Raw genomic sequence first — 20,280 nt, 5'->3', positions numbered from 1 at the left:
GGCCTTGATCAGCGGCTACAGCCAATCGTCGATCAAAATCTTTACCTGTTGGCGACGGCTCGTTTGAACGACTGTCACCAGCAATGGCGGGATCTCATGGCCCACCATCCCCAACAGCCCGAAAGCGCCTGGTGGGGGGGCCGCGCGCCCGGCACTGCGATGTCGCGGCGCGCGCATGCCCTGAGTCTCTATCACCTGCATTTCGAGGCCGCGCTTCAATGGGCGGTGGCCGAAGGCAAGCTCGACACCTCACAACGACACAGGCTGGCGCCGCTCCTCACACCTTCAAGCAAGATCGCGGCGGACCTGCGGGTTGCGCAACCGGTACTCAACCGTGTCGATAACAGCCGTCTGCGCGTGTACGGCACATTGCTCATCCAGCTGGAGGAAACGTTGCTGCTTTATCTGCCCGCGCACCCGCAACCGTTGATCCGTTTCGAACAGCAGACTGCTCTTGAACGCAGGCTGATTGACCTGCACGCGGAACCGCTACGCATCACCTCGCTGGACTTCATCGAGTTCGGTAGCGATCCGCTCACACGCGGAATTGAACCACTGATGTCCACATCGGCAAGCACTGGTGCCAGCTGGGCCGCGCTCGACAAATTCTTCCCGGTCGCGCCGACCCTGCCGGAGAGTGCCGGGCAAACCGTCGATGAGGTTGCACCCTTCGGCTTGCTGGTTGCCGACATTCCCCTGGACCTGCGCCGGCAGACGCTGGCGCTTGAACAACGTGCTCTTGACCGCCTGTTTGGTGACGCCGAGCCGGACAGCCCGCAACGCCAACAACTGGCGCAACGATTCGACGCCTTGAGCGAGGCTCGGCAAGCCAGTCAGGACGCGGCATCCGCCCTGCTCGACAGCCACCATCCGCTGACGATGCTCGAACTGCGCCAGGCCAGCAACGTGAACTACCACGCCCTGCTCCAGGCGCGTGTCGCGGGGCTGCGCGCCGAGGTCGAACTGCAAAGGGTGCTGGATCAACTGACCGTCGAGGAGCATCGGCGCGTTATCGCGTTGCTCGACGCACCGGGGCGCAACCTGCCGACAGCGGACGGGGTTATCGCCCGTGTATCGTTGGCGGCGGCAGATCAGGGCATCACTGCCGTCGAGGATCTTCAAGGTGTACTGATCATCGCGACGACTGCGGCGCTGGCGTCCGGTTCGACCGACGCCCTGCTGCTTTACTGGCCCGGCCAGTTCGGCGGACTGCAGCGTTTTACCTCGCGCATGGCGCTGGAGCAGAACCTGTTCAAACGCTCGCCCAACGACGGCGGGCTGACCCTGCACCTGACGCCACTGACGGGCGACCCGCTCGTCTGGTCGCTTGATCAGCAGCTCTATGCGTGCGAACAGCAGGCCGCGCAGATTCTGCGCGACAACCCGCTCCCCGGCCGGGCCGACGAACGCCGGGCCGAGATGGAAAAGCTGCGCGAACAACACCTGCCACGCCTGACCGTGGCCGTCGCGCAGGCTCGCGAACAGGCATTTGCCGAACGTCAGGCGCAAGACCGCAGCGCGGCGCTGGCCGACAACCTGCCTGCATGGTTTGAAAAGCTGGACGACGCGCCACGTGCACGAATCAAAACGCTGATCAGCCAGTACCTCGGCGCCATGCAACGCGCTCATGCGTTGCTCGAACGGGAATTACCGCCGCGTCAGGCCTTCGCCGAACAGCGCATCGACGCCCGCTTGCGCGCAGACTTCGCGCTCAAACAAAGCGTGAGCGTGAGCCTTGATCTGCCCGATTCGACCTTCTGGCAAAAAACCGTGATGGAAGGCGCTGCGCCCGGCACACCGCAACGCAATATCCTGACCGCGAGCGACACACGCGGCGATCTCACCCTTGAACAACTGGCACAGGAAAACATCGATCAGGACGTGCAGTGGCGACTGGCGTTCATGCAGGCGAAGATCCGCGCCGAGAATCCAGCTGATCGACAGAACCTCGAAAACGGGATCACCCCGGCCTATTTGAGCAAACTGGTGACAGAACTGGATCTGCCCGGACGTTACGAAGAACTGATTCGCCAGACGTTTTTCGGCGCACCGGCAGAACCTGCATTTCAGCAGGCCTGGCGCCGCGAATGCCTGAGCGAACCGTGGCGCCTGATGCTCCGGTTGCAAGCTGAATTCGCCCTGCTGCAACGGCACATCGACAGTGCCGGTCATGCCATGCTGAAGATCGCCATCGATGCGACTACACCTCAAGCGTATGCCGTGGATGGACAACGCATCGCGCTGCTGCCGGTGCACCTGACGGTCGGTGGAGAGGACACCGCGCATCAGGGACCGAGCACGCTCGCGGGTGTCACGTTCATTGTCGAGCAAACCAGTGGCCTGACCCTGCTGTACCTGCCCGACAGCACCGACGCCATCTTCCTGCGTCAGTACGAAACGCTGGAACTGGCGCGTATGGATCTGTTCCGGCGTTGTGTGGACAGCAAAGTGGTCAATTACCTGGCCGGACGTGCCGTGAGTGGCGACTTAGCCAGCCATGTCAGCCGGATCAACCAGGCCCAGCTGCGTAATTTCGATGCCCTGATCGGCGTCGGGATGGCCTGGCCGGCGACCACATCGCTGGCCTTGCATCTATTGAACGTGCACATGGGCCGGTTGCTGGAGGCCCATCGCAGCAGTTCTCGGTCCAACGATGCCTTGTACCTGGAACGCTGTGCCTTGAAGTCCGGCGCGCTGTTCAACTATCTGAAAATGGCCATCGGCATGCTGCCGTTCGTGGGCACGGCCGTGGCCCTGTATGACGCCTGGAACAGCGCTAATCTGGCCGTCGCGGCGTTCTTGCGCGGCGAGCTCGGGCATGGTCTGGCGGAGGTGGAAGCGGTGCTGCTGTCGCTGATCGACGCGGCAATGGATGTACTTCCCGCAACTGTCTCGGCACCCGCTGCCACACGTCTGGCCAGCCGTCAGCGACAACGCGCGGCACTGGGCAGATCCGCCGCGATGCCAACATCCTGGCAATGGGCCAGGCAGTCGCTCAAGCGCTTCAAGGGTTACGAGTACGAATTCGAAATCTCCCTCGCCGGCCTGCACCCCGCCACCCACGGTGTCTATCGCAACGTCTACCGCCACGCCGATGGTGACTTCATCGTTCGTCAGGGTCGCATCTATCGGGTTCAGCTCAATGATGCGCCACGTGGCTGGAGGCTTTACGGCACGTGGATGCGCAGCTACAAACAACCGATCGCCCTCGACGAAAACGGCCAGTGGAACACCCATTACGCGGTATACGGCACCGTTCTGGACGGCGGCGGTGCCGGCGGCGGCGCCGTGCTCGGACATCTGGCCGACGGTATGGACCCACTCTGGCCCGCGCCGATCCGTGCGTGGCTACCGCGCTGGTGGACCGATCGGCAACTGCGCCGGCAATTGACCCTGACCAACACCGCCGACGCCTATACCCGGCGCCTTGAAACCCAGACACGTGCTACCAACCAGTTGCTGGAGAACTACCAGAAACTCGACGTCGCCCAGCGTAAGCCACTACACACAGCAGTCGACGCAGCATGCCTGAACGACATCGACATCGCGATCGCCCAATATGACAACCTTGCCGAACTGTTGCCCCTGAGCCACGGCCGCAAGCGTCTGCAGATCGAAGACATCCAGAGCCGCTGTGCCTGGATCGTGGTCGGCCGCGCCGTACAGCGCGTCACCGTCGCCCGCGATCGCTTGCTGGAACACCTGAACCGGATCGACGCACTGGTCGCCGAGTCCGATGCCACCCCTTTCGGCAATACAGCGGCCCATATCAAACTCATGGCCCGGCGCAAGCAGGTACGCAAGGATTTCCTCAAGGAGTTCGATCAACTGCACGCGATCACCGAGCAGGCCAACCTGTGGAACAACCGCATCAGCAAACACGCGCAGAAAGTCCGGATGGCGAAAGACATGACCGCGCTCAACCGCAACCTGGGCGACAACACGCACCACTACCTGAGGACTGCGCATCTGCTGGAAATCATTACCCGCTACGACGCAGTCACCGACCTGTCCTGGGTGTATTTTCATACCCAGCTCAAAGACGCCCGGGTCAAGGTCGGGCGCGCGCTGCTGACCCAGCATCACCTGCCAGAAGTCAGCGCCAGCCTGGTCGAGCGCAAACAGGTGATCGAAGATTGCCTGCAGATCTATGCCGGCTTCCGTCGTCAGCTCAACGCCTGGACGCTGGGTTATGCGCAGCATCTGGATCTGGAACAGGTCGGGCCATTCCTCGATGGCCTGACCAAGGTCGAAGCACACGCGCGGCACTCGATCAAACAGCGACCGCCGATCAAACCGAGAGAGCCGGGCGGCAGGCAACTGTTCGAAACCGAGGACAACCAATTGCTGATCGGTACCGAAAGCATTGACGCCGGCACCCGGGAAAAACGCTTCACCGTCGAAGGCATCGACGGTTTCCGCGAAACCTGGCTGCCGCGCTCCAGCGGCAAATATCATCTGCAACCCCCCCCCGCACCCGCCGCAACACCGCTGCCGACCGATGTTCAACCATTGCTCGCAGAAGCGCGAAAACGTCTGGAGGCGGTTACGGCCTACAGCGCCAAGGTGCAGGGCTACACTCGTCAGGACATGTTGCCGGTGGATCTGGAACACATGTTCAGCAGCGAAGCGACCGAGCTGAGCACCCGCGCCCAGGCCATCGAACGGCTATCGCCGAGCGAACCGTTGGTGCTGCAATTGCACGCCAAGGCCAGTGAACTGCGACGTACCGGTCGTACGCTGCGCATTGATCAGTCACTGCGCAGCAAGACACCCACGGAAGGCTATCTGGACTATCTGCTGTAACAACAAGTGGTGGATATCCGCCGCGAAGGTTCACTGCGGGCACTGGGCAAACGCGCTGACGGACGCAAGGATTTCCTTCAGGAATACCAAGTGCGCGACCTCACCAGCACCCCACCGCGCACGCTATGGTTCGCACACTTTCACTACACCTCGGACAAGGTGCCGTTCGCCGACTTCGTCAAAGCTCATCTGAAATTGCCGGAGCAACGCAATCTCGGCCTGCAATGGCAGCAGGCCCAGGCAGCCGGTGGCACTCAGGTCGAGACGATCTGGCGCGGCGACATCGGCAAACCGCTGGGCAACCAGCACTTCGCTGATCTCTAGAACAAAAGCAGCGGGGCACTGACTGTGCCCCGCTGCTGTTTGAGCGGTCGACAGGCTGATCAACATGAGACAAACTCACCGCTTTCGAATTTGTCACAAATTTTCCTCATGGGGTCAGCCGTGCTTGAAATCCGTCATCTGAAAACCCTGCATGCCCTGCGCGAGGCCGACAGCCTGGTCGATGCCGCCGACCGCCTGCACCTGACCCAATCGGCGCTGTCGCACCAATTCAAGGAACTGGAGGAACGCCTGGGCATGCCGTTGTTCGTGCGCAAGACCAAACCGGTGCGTTTCACCAGCGCCGGCCTGCGCCTGCTGCAACTGGCTGACGCGACCCTGCCCCTGCTGCGCGCCGCCGAACGTGACATCAGTCGTCTGGCCGGCGGCACCGCAGGGCGCCTGCACATGGCGATCGAATGCCATAGCTGTTTCCAGTGGCTGATGCCGACCATCGACCAGTTCCGCGACGCCTGGCCGGAGGTCGAACTCGACCTTGCCTCGGGCTTCGCCTTCGCCCCGCTGCCGGCGCTGGCCCGCGGCGATCTGGACCTGGTGGTGACCTCCGATCCGCTGGACATCGCCGGCATCACTTACGTGCCGCTGTTCACCTACGAAGCGATGCTCGCGGTGGCCAACCAGCACCCGCTGGCGAGCAAACCGTACATCGTTCCCGAAGACCTGCTGACTGAAACCCTGATCACTTATCCGGTGGAACGCGATCGGCTGGACATCTTCACCCGCTTCCTCGAACCGGCCGACATCGAACCCGCGCAGGTGCGCACCTCGGAGCTGTCGGTGATGATGATGCAACTGGTCGCCAGCGGCCGTGGCGTCTGCGGCATGCCGCACTGGGCGCTGCACGAATACAGCTCGCGCGGTTACGTGAAGGCCAAGCGCCTGGGCGAGAAAGGTCTGTTCGCCACGCTGTATGCGGCGATTCGTGCGGACATGCTCGATGCGCCGTACATGCGCGATTTCCTGCTGACAGCCAAGGACACTTCGTTCTCGACGCTGGATGGGGTCAGCGCGGTGCGCTGACAGTCAAAAGCAAAAGATCGCAGCCTGCGGCAGCGCCTACAGGGATCGGTGCAGGAGCTGCCGCCGGTTGCAATCTTTTGCTCTGAGGGGGTGACCGCTGGTCTTGAAACACTGCTGACCTGTCAGATCTGACAGGTGACACATCCTTACCCTCGCGTTCTGATGGTGTCTGCCGCCAAAACGCTTCAGGCACCACAGCCGAGGACAGAAGATGAACAGCGATCTCAAATCATCGCAAGCCAACGCAACGCTCGCGCTGTCGCCCATGTCCATACCTGGGTGGAAAGAACCGGTTCTGCCGACAGGGAAGTACGATGGGGGGATTGCGTCGAGCATTTATTCGCCGCCCACACCTCTGCACATGGTGATCGACCCTCTCAAGACTCGCTCATTAGCGCTGGCCGTCGGCGACTCCCTCCAGGTCTATGTCAACGGCAAGCCGACTGACGCGATCAAGTCCATCGAGAACGGCGAAGAGAACGACACGATAACAATGGAATTGCCATGGGGATGGCTGAAAGACGGCCTCAATCAGATGTTTTACCGAGTGAAGCGCATCAGCGGTAACTTCGCCGACTCAACACCCGTGCTGAACCTGCTGTTCAATAACCCGGTCTCCGACATCTCGGTCAGCCATCCGCCCAGCCTCGGCCCGACACTACCGGCCACATTCACCCTGACCCGCACCTACCCCCGCGATTACGACCGGGTGACACTGACCATAGGCACCTGGAGTAAAACCATTGCCAATCTGCCTGCTGCCAAATCGTTCACCTACACCTTGACCGCCGCCGACCTCCAGCAAATCGGTGGTGGCACCCATCCGGTCAGCGCACAGTTGGTGGATCAACTGGACAACATCAGCCTGTCACAGACCGGTTCGGTCACCCTCTGGCAGGATCACTGCACATCACTGGCGGAGACTTATAACGGCTGGATCGCCCATACCGCAGCCCGTTCCGGATCCATCCGTCAGTTCCCCATGGACGGTAAACCGGTAACGGCCTTTTTCAACTTCACCGATCAGGGCACCCCGAACGGCTTCGTCGGGGTTGTCCTTTATCGCGACTTCACTTTCGTTCCCGGGCAATACCAGTTCACCTTCGAGGGCACGCATGTTGCCGACAGCCCCAACTCGTCCCTGGTCAACCCGATCCTGAGCGCCGAAGACCCGCAACACATCGGCGATCGCCGTGAAGTGCCGAAGAATGGTATCTGGTACCTGTTTTTAAAGGCATTCACCATTACCACGCAGCAGACGGCACGGCTGTACATCAGCAACTACCAGGACGGCAGTAACGGCAATGACTTCGGCTTGCGCAACATCAAAGTCGAACAGCTCAACAGTTCTGGCGGAGTCATGAGCGCGTCTGCAGCCAAACTCGAACTGCCGCTTTATACCGGGCCAGTGCTGTCGATCGCCTACCCTTGATCAATCACTGGGGCCGGGAGGAGGCGACTGTTTCCCCCCCACCCTGCTGCACCGTGATATCGCGCCACATATGGATCTTGTCGAAATAATCCTCACCGACCCGCACCGCCAGCGGTTCAAGGCCGAACTGGACGAAGCCACAGCGCTGGTACAGCTTGAACGCAGCGTCATTGCCGGCGGTGACGGTCAACTGGATCAGTTTCAGCTCTGGATGTTTTTGTGCTTCGGCGATGGTCGCCTCGACCAGTTTCTGTCCCAGACCGTGCTGGCGAAAGTCGGCTGACACATACATTCCGAACAGGGTCGACTTGTGCCGGGCCTTTTCCCGAGGTTCGAACGCCAGGCCGACGATGCCCGCCAGCCGACCGTCTTCGAACGCACCGAACACCGCGTCGAGCTTGCTGGTCAGGCGCCCTTCCCACCAGCTCAACGGCATCACCGCGCGCTCGCGCACGCTAGAAGTGAAGGCCTGCGGATGACGGTCATAGGCTTCAAGCATCAGCTCGCGGTAAGCCAGCGCGTGGCTGGCGTCGAGGCGTTCGATCCACATGTTCAGCCTGCCTTGCGTTGTTCAAGCATCAGCCGCACGGCCAGACCGCCCAGCACAAAACCCATGAAATAACGCTGCGCCGCCAGCCAGGTCGGGTTGTTGACGAACCACGAAGCGATGCCCGCCGCGAAGAGCGCGATCAGCAGGTTGACGCTGAAACTGACGCTGATCTGGGTCAGGCCAAGAATGATGCTCTGGGTGAATACCGAACCGTGTTCCGGGGTGATGAACTGCGGAAACACCGAGAGATAGAAGACGGCGATTTTCGGGTTCAGCGCGCTGGTGAGAAAACCCATGGTGATCAGTTTGCGCGACGAGTCCGGCGGCAGTTGCTGTGCTTCGAACGGCGAGCGCGCACCGGGTTTGACCGCTTGCCAGGCCAGCCACAGCAGGTACAGCGCACCGGCCCACTTCAGCACTTCATAAGCCATCGGCACCGCCAGAAACACTGCGGTCAAACCGGCAGCCGCGGCAAACATGTGCACGAAAAATCCCGCCACCACACCGAGCAAAGAAGTGACCCCGGCCTTGCGTCCCTGACAGATCGAACGCGAGATCAGGTAAATCATGTTCGGCCCCGGCGTCAGTACCATCAACAGCGCCGCGGCGGCGAAGATCAGCAGGTCTTGAAGCGGGATCATGGCAATGTCCTTTGCGTGAATGATCAGGCGAGCACCGTCAGCGAGTTGCGATAAAACGGCAGGATCAGGTCGCGTGTCAATGGCGCCAGAACCAGATCCGCGTCAGTCGCCGGATCGATCCAGAGCACTTCCTCGATTTCGGCAGCCGGGGTCACGTCAGTGTCGATGGTCAGCTGAAAGATCTCCGCTTGCACGACAAACCCCGGCTCGTTGGCTGCCGGTGCCGAGAACTGGCCAACGAAGGAGGCCTGCGCCGGGTCGATCTGCAGGCCCAGCTCTTCTTCCAGCTCGCGGGCCAGTGCGTGCACCGGCAACTCATGCGCTTCGATCTTGCCGCCCGGCTGCATGAACGCCGTGGTGCCGCGCTTGCGCACCAGCAGGGTCTGGCCTTCGGCGTTGAGCAGCAGCGCAGCGGCGATACGGATGAGGTTTGGAGCGACAACGGATGCAGAGGTCATGGGTCAGCCACCGGCCTGGAAAAACCGCAAGGATCCCATGCCTGGCCTGATCCCGTCACCTCACAGGTCACTCCCCCTGAGCCTTGAGCGCGGTTTCATCCTCCTCGGGCACCTTGACGAAAATCTTGTATTTGCCGCCCTCCATGGCTTCGAAGGCAATCAGCTTTTCCACCAACAGCGCACTGAGGACCTTGCCGGCGTTGAGCAGCAGCATGCCGTTATCGGCATTGAGATTACGCGCCAGAATCATCCCCGCCGCCAGGTCCCGGGTGGTCAGCACCTTGACCGACGGGTCGGCCAGGGTGACGTCGCCCAGAAATGCCGCGCACACCTGAACGAAATCTTCGACCAGCTCGGGATCATACAAACGCCCGGCGTACTGGCGCAGGTACAGCAGCGCTTCGTCGCTGTTCAAATGCCGTTCGAGGATCAGACCGCGTTGCAACTCGACGAAATCCACCGCCAGTTTCAACAAACGCGACCCCAACGGAATCGCCTCGCCCTTGAGCCGATCAGGAAACCCGCTGCCGTCCCAGCGCTCCTGGTGATGCAGGATCAGGCGGGCGGCGTCCTTCATCGGGTCCAGCGTCATCAGCAGCGATTCGCTCTGTTTGGGGTAGCTGCGATATCGCTCGCGATCGGTGTGACGCAGCAAGTCCGAAGGCGTGGTCATCATGCCGTCGGTCCAGCTCAGCTTGCCGATGTTGTACAGCGCGGCGGCCATGGTCATGTCGCGGCTGGTGGCCTCGTCCAGACCATGCTGTTTGCAGTAGCTGCGCACCAGTTCGATGATCTGCCGGTTGGTCTGTTTGGCAGGTGGCAGACGCAGATTGGCCAGCAGCGAGAACACCTCGGTGCCGGTGACATAGCTGTGTTTGAGTTCTTCGTAGGCCAGATCGAGCATGTCGGCGGTCTGCTGCAACTCGGCGGTACGCGCCGCGACGTGCTTTTCCAGGGTGCTGTTGAGCAGCTTGAGCTGGTCGTTCTGCACCCGGGTCAGGCGCTCCAGACGTTGGCGCTCCTGCTCGGAATGCTGATGTTCGAGGGCTTGGCGCAGAATCAGCAGCAACTCCTCGTCATTCCACGGTTTGCTGATGTAGCGGTGAATCTGCCCGTCGTTGATCGCCTTGATGATTGCCGACGGGTCGGCATAACCGGTGAGCATGATGCGCACGGTCGCCGGATAGCGTTGACGGACATGCGCCAGTAACGAGGCGCCATCCATGTTCGGCATGCGCGCATCGCTCATCACCAGGTCCACGGGCTGCTGCTCCAGCATCTCCAGCGCCTGGGCACCGCTGGTCGCCAGCAGGACGTCATAGGGTTGCCCCCGCAGCAGACGGCGCAGGCTGTTGAGGATCGATTCCTCATCATCGACCAGCAACACCTTGGGTCGATGTACCGGCAACGGGGTGGATTGTTCTTCCATGGCTTGGCCTCAAGAAACAGGGTTAACGACACATCGACCGACCGCCTCACTGGCCCGCGCCTGAGTCCAAGGCTAGATGATTTTTGACTGCATTCACGCAAATCTTCACTCACAGGCAACAGCGTCGCGCCGGGACGACTATGCTGAACACGGCGCAATACTCCATCGGTCGAACCGACAAGCTGTGAGGGAAAAGGATGCCCCGGATGACACCCGCCAGCGGCCCCATAGGCGGCGCGGCATGAACCAGCCAGCAGCGCAGATCAATCGCCGAGTGCTCATCGTCGACGACAGCCCGTCGATCCATGGCGATTTCGCCAAGATTCTCTGCCCGCTCGTCCCCGCTGACGATGGCCTGGGCGAAACCGAGAATCTGTTGTTTGGCACCCAGTCCGCGACACCGTCCCAGCATTTCGAGCTGGACTCGGCCTTTCAGGGGCGCGAGGCCCTGGAAAAACTCGAAGCCGCGCTGGCTGAAAACCGCCCCTATGCCATGGCGTTCATCGACATGCGCATGCCGCCAGGCTGGGATGGCCTGGAGACCATCGAACGGCTGTGGCAAGTCGACCCCAAGCTGCAAGTCGCGCTGTGCACGGCCTATTCCGACTATTCCTGGGAGGACATCGACCAGCGTCTGGCACTGAATGACCGCTTGCTGATTCTGAAAAAGCCGTTCGACGCGATCGAGATCCGGCAGATGGCCAGCGCGCTCACGGTCAAATGGCAGATGACCGAAGACGCCGAGCTGAAGATGAACCAGCTGGAACAGGCGGTTCAGGAGCGCACCCGCGAGCTGTCCGACGCCAACATGATTGTGCAGAACAGCCCGACCATCCTGTACCGGCTGCGCGGCGATCCGTCGTTTGCCCTGATGTACATCTCCCACAACATCACCCGCTACGGCCATGTCGCCGCCGACCTGCTGCGCTCGCCCAACTGGGCGCAGGAACTGATTCACCCGGACGATCAGGCCAGCGTCGATGCCGCCATGGCCCGGGTGCTGGATCGGCATGCGTCGGGCGCGTCGATCGAGTTTCGCCTGAGAACCGGCCAGGGCACCTGGCGCTGGGTGGAGAACCGCTACATCCCGGTGCGCGATGATGACGGCCGTCTGCTGGAAGTCGAAGGCATCATCCTCGACATCACCGAGCGTCGCGTGGCCGAAGAAAAACTGGCGTTACTGGCCCGCTCCGACGGCCTGACAGGCCTGGCCAATCGCGCCACGCTGATTGAACGCCTGCATCAGGCCTTCGCCGCCGCGCGTCGGGGTGCTGCGCCTTTTGCGGTGTTTTATCTGGATCTTGACCACTTCAAACGGATCAACGACACCTTGGGCCACCCGGTGGGCGATCTGCTGCTGCAGGAAGTCGCCCGACGCATCAAATCAGGCGTGCGCGAAAGCGACGTGGTGGCGCGTCTGGGCGGCGATGAATTCGCGATCCTGCAACTGGACGTCAGCGATCCGACCCAATCAGCCGCCATGGCGGCCAATATCCGCGACACGCTGCTGGCCCCCTACAACCTGGCCGGCAATGCGCTGCACATTTCGGTGAGCATCGGCATCAGCAGTTACAGCGAGCTCAGTCTCGACGCCGACAGCCTGCTCGGGCAGGCCGACATGGCGCTGTACCGCGCCAAGGAAATGGGGCGCAATCAGTATCACTTCCACTCCGAGGACATCTCGCGGGAAGTGGCCGAACGCATGACCCTCGTCGACGAATTGACCAGCGCCCTTCAGGGCAATGAACTGTTGCTGCATTACGCGCCGGAAATTGATCTGCACAGCGGCAGGATTCTGGGCATGGAGGCACAAATCCTCTGGCAACATCCGCGCCTCGGCCTGCTACCCGCCTCCGCCTTCGTACCGATTGCGGAGAAAACCGGCGCGATCATTCCGCTCGGACGCTGGGTACTGAATCACGCCTGCCACCAGATGCACCTGTGGCGAAATGACGGGGTCGCCCCGCCGGTGATGGCGATCAAGATTTCCCTGGCACAGCTCAAGAGCGGCCCCGAACTGATCTATGACGTGCTGCGCACCACCGCCCGCTGGGAACTCGCCCCCTGGGACCTGCGATTCGATGTCACCGAGGCCACGCTGGCCCAGACCAAATGGACCCACAACGATGCATTGCCACGCCTGCGTGAGCTGGGCGTGGCGATCGCCATCGATGATTTCGGCACCGAATATTCCTCGTTCGATTACCTGAAAACCTACCGGGTCAATCACCTCAAACTGGCCCAGAGCTTTATCGCCAGTGCGTCCCAGGATGTGGCCGGAGCCAACGCTCTGCGAGCGATCGTCAATTTCGCCCGGGATCTGGACATCGGCATCATCGCCGAAGGCCAGACACCGCTGAATCGACCCGATGTACCCCGTGCCGAAGCACCGCTGCCCAGCGCACAGGGGTTGTATTTCAGCGAAGCGGTCAACGCCGAACAGGCGGGTCGGTTGCTCCGGGACGTGCCCCGCCCGGCGCCCTCCCCCAAGGAGGATGAGGCATGAAAGCGCCCTTCCCACAGACCAACCGGCGCATCCTGATCATCGATGACACGCCAGCGATTCATGAGGACTTTCGCAAGATTCTGGCCCCGCAGGACGACGCCGACTTGCATCAGCTGGAACAGACGCTGTTCGGCACTCGCCAATCGCCGCACCTGACCTTCCAGCTCGATTCCGCCTATCAGGGCCAGGAAGCCCTGGCCCTGGTCAAACAGGCGCTGAGCCATGGCAGTCCGTATGCTCTGGCGTTCATCGACATGCGCATGCCACCGGGCTGGGATGGCCTGGAAACCATCGAGCAATTATGGCAAGTCGACCCCAACCTGCAGATCGCCCTGTGCACGGCGTACAGCGATTACAGCTGGGAGGCGATGGCCGAACGGCTGGAATTCGGCGACCAGTTGCTGATCCTGAAAAAGCCGTTCGACAGTCTGGAAATCCGCCAGATGGCCAACGCCCTGACCTGGAAATGGCAACTGGCGCAGGACGCAGCGCTGAAGATGCTCAGCCTTGAGCGGACCATCGAAGCGCGGGTTCACGAATTGCTCAAGGTCTCGCATCTGTTGCAATACGACAGCCTCACGGAGCTGCCCAACAGCACCTTGCTGGGTGATCGCCTGAGCCAGGCCATGGCTGTCTGCCGGCGCCATGACAAGCAACTGGTGGTGATGTTCCTCGGTCTGGATCGCTTCAAGCGCATCAACAATGCGTTGGGCCATCCGGCGGGCGACGAAATGCTCAAACGCACCGCCCGCCAACTGCTGTCATGCGTGCGTGATTCCGACTCGGTGTTTCGCTATGGCTCGGACGAGTTCGTGGTGATCCTCGGCGACATCAACCATCCTCAGCAAACCCACGGCGTCGCGGAAAAACTGCTGGCCGCCATTCGTCTGCCGCAGACGATTGCCGGACATGACGTCAGCGTCACCGCCAGCCTGGGCATCAGCGTCTACCCCGATGACGGCCTCGAAGCCATCGAGCTGATCAAGAAAGCCGAGACGGCGATGCGCAACGTCAAGGAACACGGCCATGACAGCATTGGCTTCTTCATCGAAGCCATGAACCAGCACGCCCGCGAGCAGCACAGCATCGAGTCGGGCATTCGCCGCGCTCTGCAAGAGCACGAGTTTGTCCTGCACTATCAGCCGAAAATCGACCTGCGCAGCGGCACAGTGGTCGGCGCCGAAGCACTGGTGCGCTGGCAGAAACCGGGACACGGCTGGATCTACCCGGCGGACTTCATTCCGGTGGCCGAAGACACGGGGCTGATCGTGCCCTTGAGCAAATGGGTATTGGGCGAAGCCTGTCGTCAGACCCGCGCCTGGCAAACAGCCGGCCTGCCGCCGATCCGCATGTCGGTCAACATGTCGCCCATCGATTTTCGCCAGCGTGACTTCGTCGCGGGTATCGAACGCGTGCTTGAGCAGACAGGCCTGGCCCCTGACTGGCTGGAGATCGAAATCACCGAAGGTGTGCTGATGCAGAACGTCGAAACAACGATGGCTGCGCTCAATCGCTTGAAGGCGTTGGGCACCCGCCTGGCCATCGATGACTTCGGCACCGGTTATTCCAGCCTGAGTTACCTGCGCCGTTTTCCCATTGATGTGCTGAAGATCGACCAGTCGTTCATTCGCGGCCTGTGCAACGACAGCAATGATGCAGCACTGGTCAGCGCCATCATCAGCCTGGGCAAGAGTCTGGGGCTCAACGTCATCGCCGAAGGCATCGAAACCGCCGAGCAACTGGCGTTCCTCAAGGCCCACGACTGCGAAGAAGGCCAGGGCTACTTTTTCAGCAAGGCGCTGCCGGCTGACGACTTTGCGCACTGGCTGGCCAGTGCTGCCCCGCCACCGAGGACGACGCCATGAACGCCTCGAGAGCGGCCTTGAGTCAAGGAGACAAATACCGATGATGGTTTTTCGCCAAGCCATGGCGGTGCTGCTTTGCGGACTCTGCGCCGGCGCCGCTGCCGAGCCGCTGGACGAGCCGCTCAAACCGTTGCCCGCCGTGCCGCAGCAGGACGCCAGGCGCGTGGAACTGGGACGGCGCTTGTTCCACGATCCTCGGTTATCGATCAACAACACGCTGTCCTGCGCCAGCTGCCATCAACTGGACAAGAACGGTGCCGACAGCGGGGCGCTCTCTCTGGGGTTCGACGGCAAACCGGTGGCGGTCAACACGCCGACCGTGTTCAACGCCGCCCTCAACTTCCGCCAGTTCTGGGATGGCCGCGTCGAGACGCTGGAAGAACAGAGCAATGTTGTCATCACCAGCCCGCATGAAATGGGCAGCGACTGGCGCACCGTTATCGAGCGGATCGCCAACGCCCCCGACTACCGTCGCGACTTCGCTGCCACCTACCCGGACGGCGTAACCCGGGCCAATGTCCAGCAGGCGCTGGCCAGTTTCGAACGTACCTTGCTGACCCCCAACTCACGCTTCGATCAATACCTGCTGGGCAACACCGATATCCTCACTCTGGAGGAAAAGTACGGTTACCAGCGCTTCAAGGAGTACGGCTGCATCGCCTGCCATCAGGGGGTGAACATCGGCGGCAACATGTTCCAGAAATTCGGTGTGTTCGGCGATTACATTGCCGATCGCGGCAACCCGACCGTGGCCGATCAGGGCCGTTTCAATGTGACCGGCGACGAGGCGGATCGGGCCGTGTTCAAAGTGCCGAGCCTGCGCAATGTCGCGATCACCGCACCGTATTTTCACGACGGCTCGGCGCCCACCCTCGAACGGGCCGTGGATGTGATGTTCCAGTACCAGTTGGGGCGCATGCCCAGCGTTGAGGATAAAAAACTGATCATTCTGTTTCTCACGACCCTGACCGGCCAATCGGAAGGCAAGCCATGAACAACGTCTCGCGGCGGCGCAGCCTGCTGTTGCTGACCCTGGTCGCCCTGGCGCTGGCCTCGATCCTGCTGTTTCTGTACTTCAAGTCCAGCTCCGACCAGACCATGACGTACACCGAGTCGCGGGATCTGATCCGGCAGATCAAACAGCAGAACTCGCTGTGGGAAAATGAGATCCTCAAGGCCAGGGTGGCACTGACCCACAACTACGATCCGCTGGTGTCACCGATGAACGAGATGAACCGGCTCTGGGCGCGCTTCGGCGCGATCGAGTCCGGCCATGGTCGCAGCAACTCGGCGCAGTGGAACGAAGCTCACGAGAGCTTCCTGCAGGCGATGCAGGAAAAGACCCGACTGGTCGAACAGTTCAAATCGCACAACGCGCTGTTGCGCAACTCCCTGGCCTTTTTGCCCACCGCCGAAGACGACATCCAGCAGCAACTGGCCAGCCTGTCGGATTTCGATAAATTGCAGCTGCAAAACATCACCACCGACACTTACGACCTGCTGCTCAGCGCCCTCGAGTTCGCCCAGGTCACCTCCGACGACCGGGCCGCCGATATCGAGGTTGGCCTGAACAAGCTGAAGGTCAATGCGCAACGTCTGCCGTCGGCGTTTCAGACCCCGATCAAAATCCTGAGCAGCCATATCTCACTGATTGCTCGCGAGCAGCCACTGGTCAACCAGTTGCTCGAAAGCATCGAAGGCATTCCCGTGGCCGACAGCCTCGACAACATCACCACCATGCTTGATCACGACCAGCAGCGCGCCGATCGGATCGACCGCCAATACCACTTCTACCTGCTGCTGTTTTCGGTATTGCTGATGCTGTCGCTGGTCTGGCTGGCCATCCGCCTGATCGGCAGTTTCGCCGAGATCAATCGGGTCAATTCGGCCCTGCTATCCGCCAACGATGCACTGGAGCAACGCGTCGAGGAGCGCACCCGGGAACTCAAGGACGCCCAGAGCGAGCTGCTCGACGCGGCACGTCAGGCCGGCATGGCGGAAATCGCCACCAACGTGCTGCACAACGTCGGCAACGTGCTCAACAGCGTAAACATTTCCAGCGACCTGATCGCGCGCAAGCTACGCAGCAGCAAGACCCAGGGTCTGGGCAAGGCGATGCAGCTGATCAACGAACATCCGCATGACCTCGGCGCCTTTCTCAGCGAAGACGCCAAGGGCAAATTGCTCCCCGGATACCTCAATCAGTTGGTCGGCGCGATTGCCCAGGAACAGCAGGAAATGGTCGACGAACTGAACCAGATGAACAAAAGCGTCGATCACATCAAGGACATCGTCGCCACCCAACAGTCCTATGCCGGCGCCAACAGCATGACCGAGCCGCTGTTCATCAATGAGTTGCTCGAAGACGCGCTGCGCATGAACGCCGGAGCCCTGACCCGGCATCACGTCACGGTGGTCAAGGAATACGCCGAGGTGCCGCAGGTGATGGGCGACAAACACCGTTTGCTGCTGATCCTGATCAACCTCATCAGCAATGCCAAATACGCCATGTCCGACCTCAGCAACCGCCCCCGCACCATGACCCTGGCGGTAAGGATCGTCGATGACAACTTCCTCGAAATCAGCGTCAAGGACGATGGCGAGGGCATCGCGCCGGAAAACATGACGCGGATCTTTGCCCACGGTTTCACCACCCGCAAGGAAGGTCATGGTTTTGGTCTGCACAGCTGCGCGCTGGCGGCCATCGAGATGAACGGGCACCTCACCGCGCACAGCGACGGACCGGGCAAGGGCGCGCTGTTCACCTTGCAGATCCCCCTGATCAGCGTCACGGAGAACGCATGAGCGAGCTGTCGAACCGCCGCATTCTGCTGATCGACGACATGCCGTCGATTCATGAAGACTTCCGCAAGATCCTCGCGCCACCGCCAGCACAGTCAGTCGAACTGGACGAGATGGAAGCAGCACTGTTTGGCGCTCAGGTTCGCGCCGAACGTCCGCCGTTCGAGCTGGACTCGGCCTACGGCGGCGAGGAAGGCCTGGGCAAACTGATGCAGGCCTTGCAGGAACAACGCCCCTACGCGCTGGCCTTCGTCGACATGCGCATGCCCGATGGCTGGGACGGCGCGAAGACCATCGAACACCTCTGGCAACAGGATCCGCAGTTGCAGGTGGTGGTGTGTACCGCCTACTCGGATTACTCGTGGGATGAACTGCTCGAACGCCTGCAGGCGCATGACCGTTTGCTGATCCTGAAAAAGCCGTTCGACAACATCGAAGTGCAGCAGATGGCCAACACCCTGCTGACCAAATGGCAGATGACCGAACGCGCCTCGTTGCAGATGCATCACCTGGAACATCTGGTCGATCAGCGCACCACCCAGTTCAAGCAGGCCAGCGAAGAACTGCAACGGGAAATCGATGAACGCAAACAACTGGAAAGTCAGTTGGTGCAGTCGGAAAAGCTTGCTTCACTGGGGCAAATGGCGGCCGGCGTGGCCCATGAAATCAATAATCCGATCGGCTTCATTTCCTCCAACCTCGGCACCCTCGACGGCTACTTCAACCAATTGCTGAGCGTACTCGATGCCTGGCAGACGCTGGGCCCCACGCCGGACAGCGAATCCGTGGCCCGGCTGGAGCAACTGCGCAAAGACGCCGATCTGGATTTTCTGCTCGAAGACATCCCGGTGCTGATCCGCGAATCCAAGGAAGGCATCGGTCGGGTCGGACAGATCGTCAAGGATCTCAAGGACTTCTCCCGGGTCGATACCCATCAGCAATGGCAGTGGGCCAATCTGCAACAAGGCATCGACTCGACGCTGAATATTGTCGCCAGCGAACTCAAGTACAAGGCCGATGTGATCAAGGAGTATCAGCCGTTGCCGGATATAGAGTGCCTGCCCTCGCAAATCAATCAGGTGATCATGAATCTGGTGGTCAACGCGGCGCAGGCCATGGGGCCCGAGCGCGGCACCATCACTTTGCGCACCGGGCAGCAGCAGGACACGGCCTGGGTGGAAGTCGCGGACACCGGTGCGGGGATCGCGCCGGACATCCTGCAAAAAATCTTCGATCCGTTTTTCACCACCAAACCGGTCGGTCAGGGCACCGGGCTTGGCCTGTCCCTGTCCTACGGCATCGTGAAAAAACACGGCGGGGACATTTCGGTCCGTAGCGAACCCGGCGTGGGCACGACCTTTCGCGTCGAGTTGCCGATGCGCCAGAGCCGACCCGCTGCCTGAAATGTTTTTGGGTGAGTCAGATGAATCGATAAAAGATCGCAGCCTTCGGCAGCTCCTACAGGGGTACGCTTTGCAATGGTGTAGGAGCTGCCGAAGGCTGCGATCTGTTGATCTTCAGCGCGCAGGGATCAGCCACTCACGCAATCCGCACGCGTGCTCCACCACCTCCCCCGGCAGCTTCAACCGCTGATCCTCCAGATAGCGGTAATCCTTGCGCGCAATCTCCAATCGGTCGAAATCCAGCTCGACGCTGAACTGCCCTTCCTCACGCCCCGCTTCGAACAGCAGCGTCCCCAGCGGATCGACCAGCGCACTGCCACCGGCAAACATCAAGCCGTCATCCCCGGCTTCGACGCGGTTGACCATCAGTGCAAACGCCTGGTTTTCCTGGGCGCGGGCCATGATCGCGGTGCGGTGGGTCGGGGCGTACGGATCCATGTTGCCGTTGGTCACGATCAGCAACTCGGCCCCCAGTTGCGCCAGTGCGCGGGCGGATTCGGGGAACTCGATGTCGTAGCAGATCAGCAGGCCGACGCGCACACCGTGCCATTCGCAGGTGGCATAACGATCGCCGGGGTCGAACACGCCGCGATCCGAGGCCCAGAGGTGGGTCTTGCGATATTTGAGCGCGATGCCTTCGGGGGTGATCAGCAGCGTGGTGTTGTAGAAGCGCCCGTTGTCGCTTTCGGCCATGCCGATCACCACGGCGATATTGCGCTCGCGGGCGGCGGCCAGCACCGCGCTGACGGTCGGGCCCTCCAGCGGTTCGGCGATCTGCGCCACGGTGTCGGTGGTCGGGAAGCCCATCAGGTGGGTTTCCGGGAATACGATCAATTGCGTGTCGGCGGCGCACGCGGCAATCGCCGCGAGGGCACGTTCGAGGTTGTACGCCGTGTCTTTGTCACGGCCCGCCAATTGGGCGAGTTCGACTTTCATCGCGAGTCCTTGTGGTCATGGCCGGGCGCTGAAAGATTGCCCGGTGGCTGTCTGTGGGCCAGTATGCGCAGCAAGCAACCGGCCAGGGAA

General features: G+C 61.3%; 14 protein-coding genes. 9 read left to right on the top strand and 5 right to left on the bottom strand.

From position 1 onward, the window contains the following. Positions 1-96: 96 nt before the first annotated feature. From BW33_RS12950 to BW33_RS12940, 4 genes are all read left to right on the top strand, one after another. Positions 97-4,806: a dermonecrotic toxin domain-containing protein gene (locus BW33_RS12950; RefSeq protein WP_330217172.1), complete on the top strand. Its 4,710-nt coding sequence runs from the start codon at positions 97-99 to the stop codon at positions 4,804-4,806. 9 nt (positions 4,807-4,815) lie between these two features. Next, complete coding sequence (locus BW33_RS30365; RefSeq protein ID WP_330217171.1) at positions 4,816-5,130, top strand: hypothetical protein; 315 nt, start codon at positions 4,816-4,818, stop codon at positions 5,128-5,130. A gap of 120 nt (positions 5,131-5,250) precedes the next feature. Continuing rightward, positions 5,251-6,168, top strand: coding sequence for a transcriptional regulator MetR (metR, locus tag BW33_RS12945; protein ID WP_007968856.1), 918 nt, complete (start codon positions 5,251-5,253; stop codon positions 6,166-6,168). Between the two features lie 211 nt (positions 6,169-6,379). Continuing rightward, entirely contained in the window at positions 6,380-7,600 is a 1,221-nt protein-coding gene (locus tag BW33_RS12940; protein WP_152546119.1) for a hypothetical protein, read from the top strand. A 4-nt stretch (positions 7,601-7,604) separates the two neighbouring features. On the opposite strand, the gene BW33_RS12935 is transcribed toward BW33_RS12940, so the two are convergent. From BW33_RS12935 to BW33_RS12920, 4 genes are all read right to left on the bottom strand, one after another. Further along, positions 7,605-8,150, bottom strand: a complete 546-nt coding sequence (locus BW33_RS12935) for a GNAT family N-acetyltransferase (RefSeq protein WP_047599356.1) — start codon at positions 8,148-8,150, stop codon at positions 7,605-7,607. Positions 8,151-8,152: 2 nt separating this feature from the next. Then, on the bottom strand, positions 8,153-8,791 hold the full coding sequence (locus BW33_RS12930) for a LysE family translocator (protein ID WP_047599355.1): 639 nt from the start codon (positions 8,789-8,791) through the stop codon (positions 8,153-8,155). A 23-nt stretch (positions 8,792-8,814) separates the two neighbouring features. Then, a complete protein-coding gene (locus BW33_RS12925) occupies positions 8,815-9,249 on the bottom strand; it encodes an NUDIX hydrolase (protein WP_047599354.1) in 435 nt (144 codons plus the stop codon). A 67-nt stretch (positions 9,250-9,316) separates the two neighbouring features. Next, positions 9,317-10,678 (bottom strand): HD domain-containing phosphohydrolase, encoded by a 1,362-nt coding sequence (locus tag BW33_RS12920; protein WP_047599353.1) that lies wholly within the window; start codon positions 10,676-10,678, stop codon positions 9,317-9,319. Positions 10,679-10,919: 241 nt separating this feature from the next. On the opposite strand from BW33_RS12920, the gene BW33_RS12915 reads away from it, so the two are divergent. From BW33_RS12915 to BW33_RS12895, 5 genes are read left to right on the top strand one after another with little or no spacing between them, the layout of a single operon-like run. Further along, a complete protein-coding gene (locus BW33_RS12915) occupies positions 10,920-13,184 on the top strand; it encodes a GGDEF/EAL domain-containing response regulator (protein ID WP_047599351.1) in 2,265 nt (754 codons plus the stop codon). Continuing rightward, positions 13,181-15,049, top strand: coding sequence for a putative bifunctional diguanylate cyclase/phosphodiesterase (locus tag BW33_RS12910; protein WP_047599350.1), 1,869 nt, complete (start codon positions 13,181-13,183; stop codon positions 15,047-15,049). The genes BW33_RS12915 and BW33_RS12910 overlap by 4 nt, the downstream gene beginning before the upstream one ends. Before the next feature lie 40 nt (positions 15,050-15,089). After that, the gene (locus tag BW33_RS12905; protein ID WP_047599348.1) at positions 15,090-16,043 is read left to right on the top strand and encodes a cytochrome-c peroxidase; all 954 of its coding nucleotides are present in this window, start codon (positions 15,090-15,092) and stop codon (positions 16,041-16,043) included. Beyond that, positions 16,040-17,854 (top strand): DAHL domain-containing protein, encoded by a 1,815-nt coding sequence (locus BW33_RS12900; RefSeq protein ID WP_047599347.1) that lies wholly within the window; start codon positions 16,040-16,042, stop codon positions 17,852-17,854. The genes BW33_RS12905 and BW33_RS12900 overlap by 4 nt, the downstream gene beginning before the upstream one ends. Beyond that, positions 17,851-19,254, top strand: a complete 1,404-nt coding sequence (locus BW33_RS12895; protein WP_047599346.1) for an ATP-binding protein — start codon at positions 17,851-17,853, stop codon at positions 19,252-19,254. The genes BW33_RS12900 and BW33_RS12895 overlap by 4 nt, the downstream gene beginning before the upstream one ends. A gap of 114 nt (positions 19,255-19,368) precedes the next feature. Here the strand turns inward: BW33_RS12895 and BW33_RS12890 are convergent, their stop codons facing one another. Next, positions 19,369-20,190 (bottom strand): carbon-nitrogen hydrolase family protein, encoded by an 822-nt coding sequence (locus BW33_RS12890; RefSeq protein WP_047599345.1) that lies wholly within the window; start codon positions 20,188-20,190, stop codon positions 19,369-19,371. Positions 20,191-20,280: the final 90 nt, after the last annotated feature.

Origin of the sequence: Pseudomonas sp. RIT288 (assembly GCF_000631985.1) — a bacterium.
Lineage (GTDB): Bacteria > Pseudomonadota > Gammaproteobacteria > Pseudomonadales > Pseudomonadaceae > Aquipseudomonas.
This window is presented reverse-complemented; position numbering and strand designations above follow the sequence as displayed.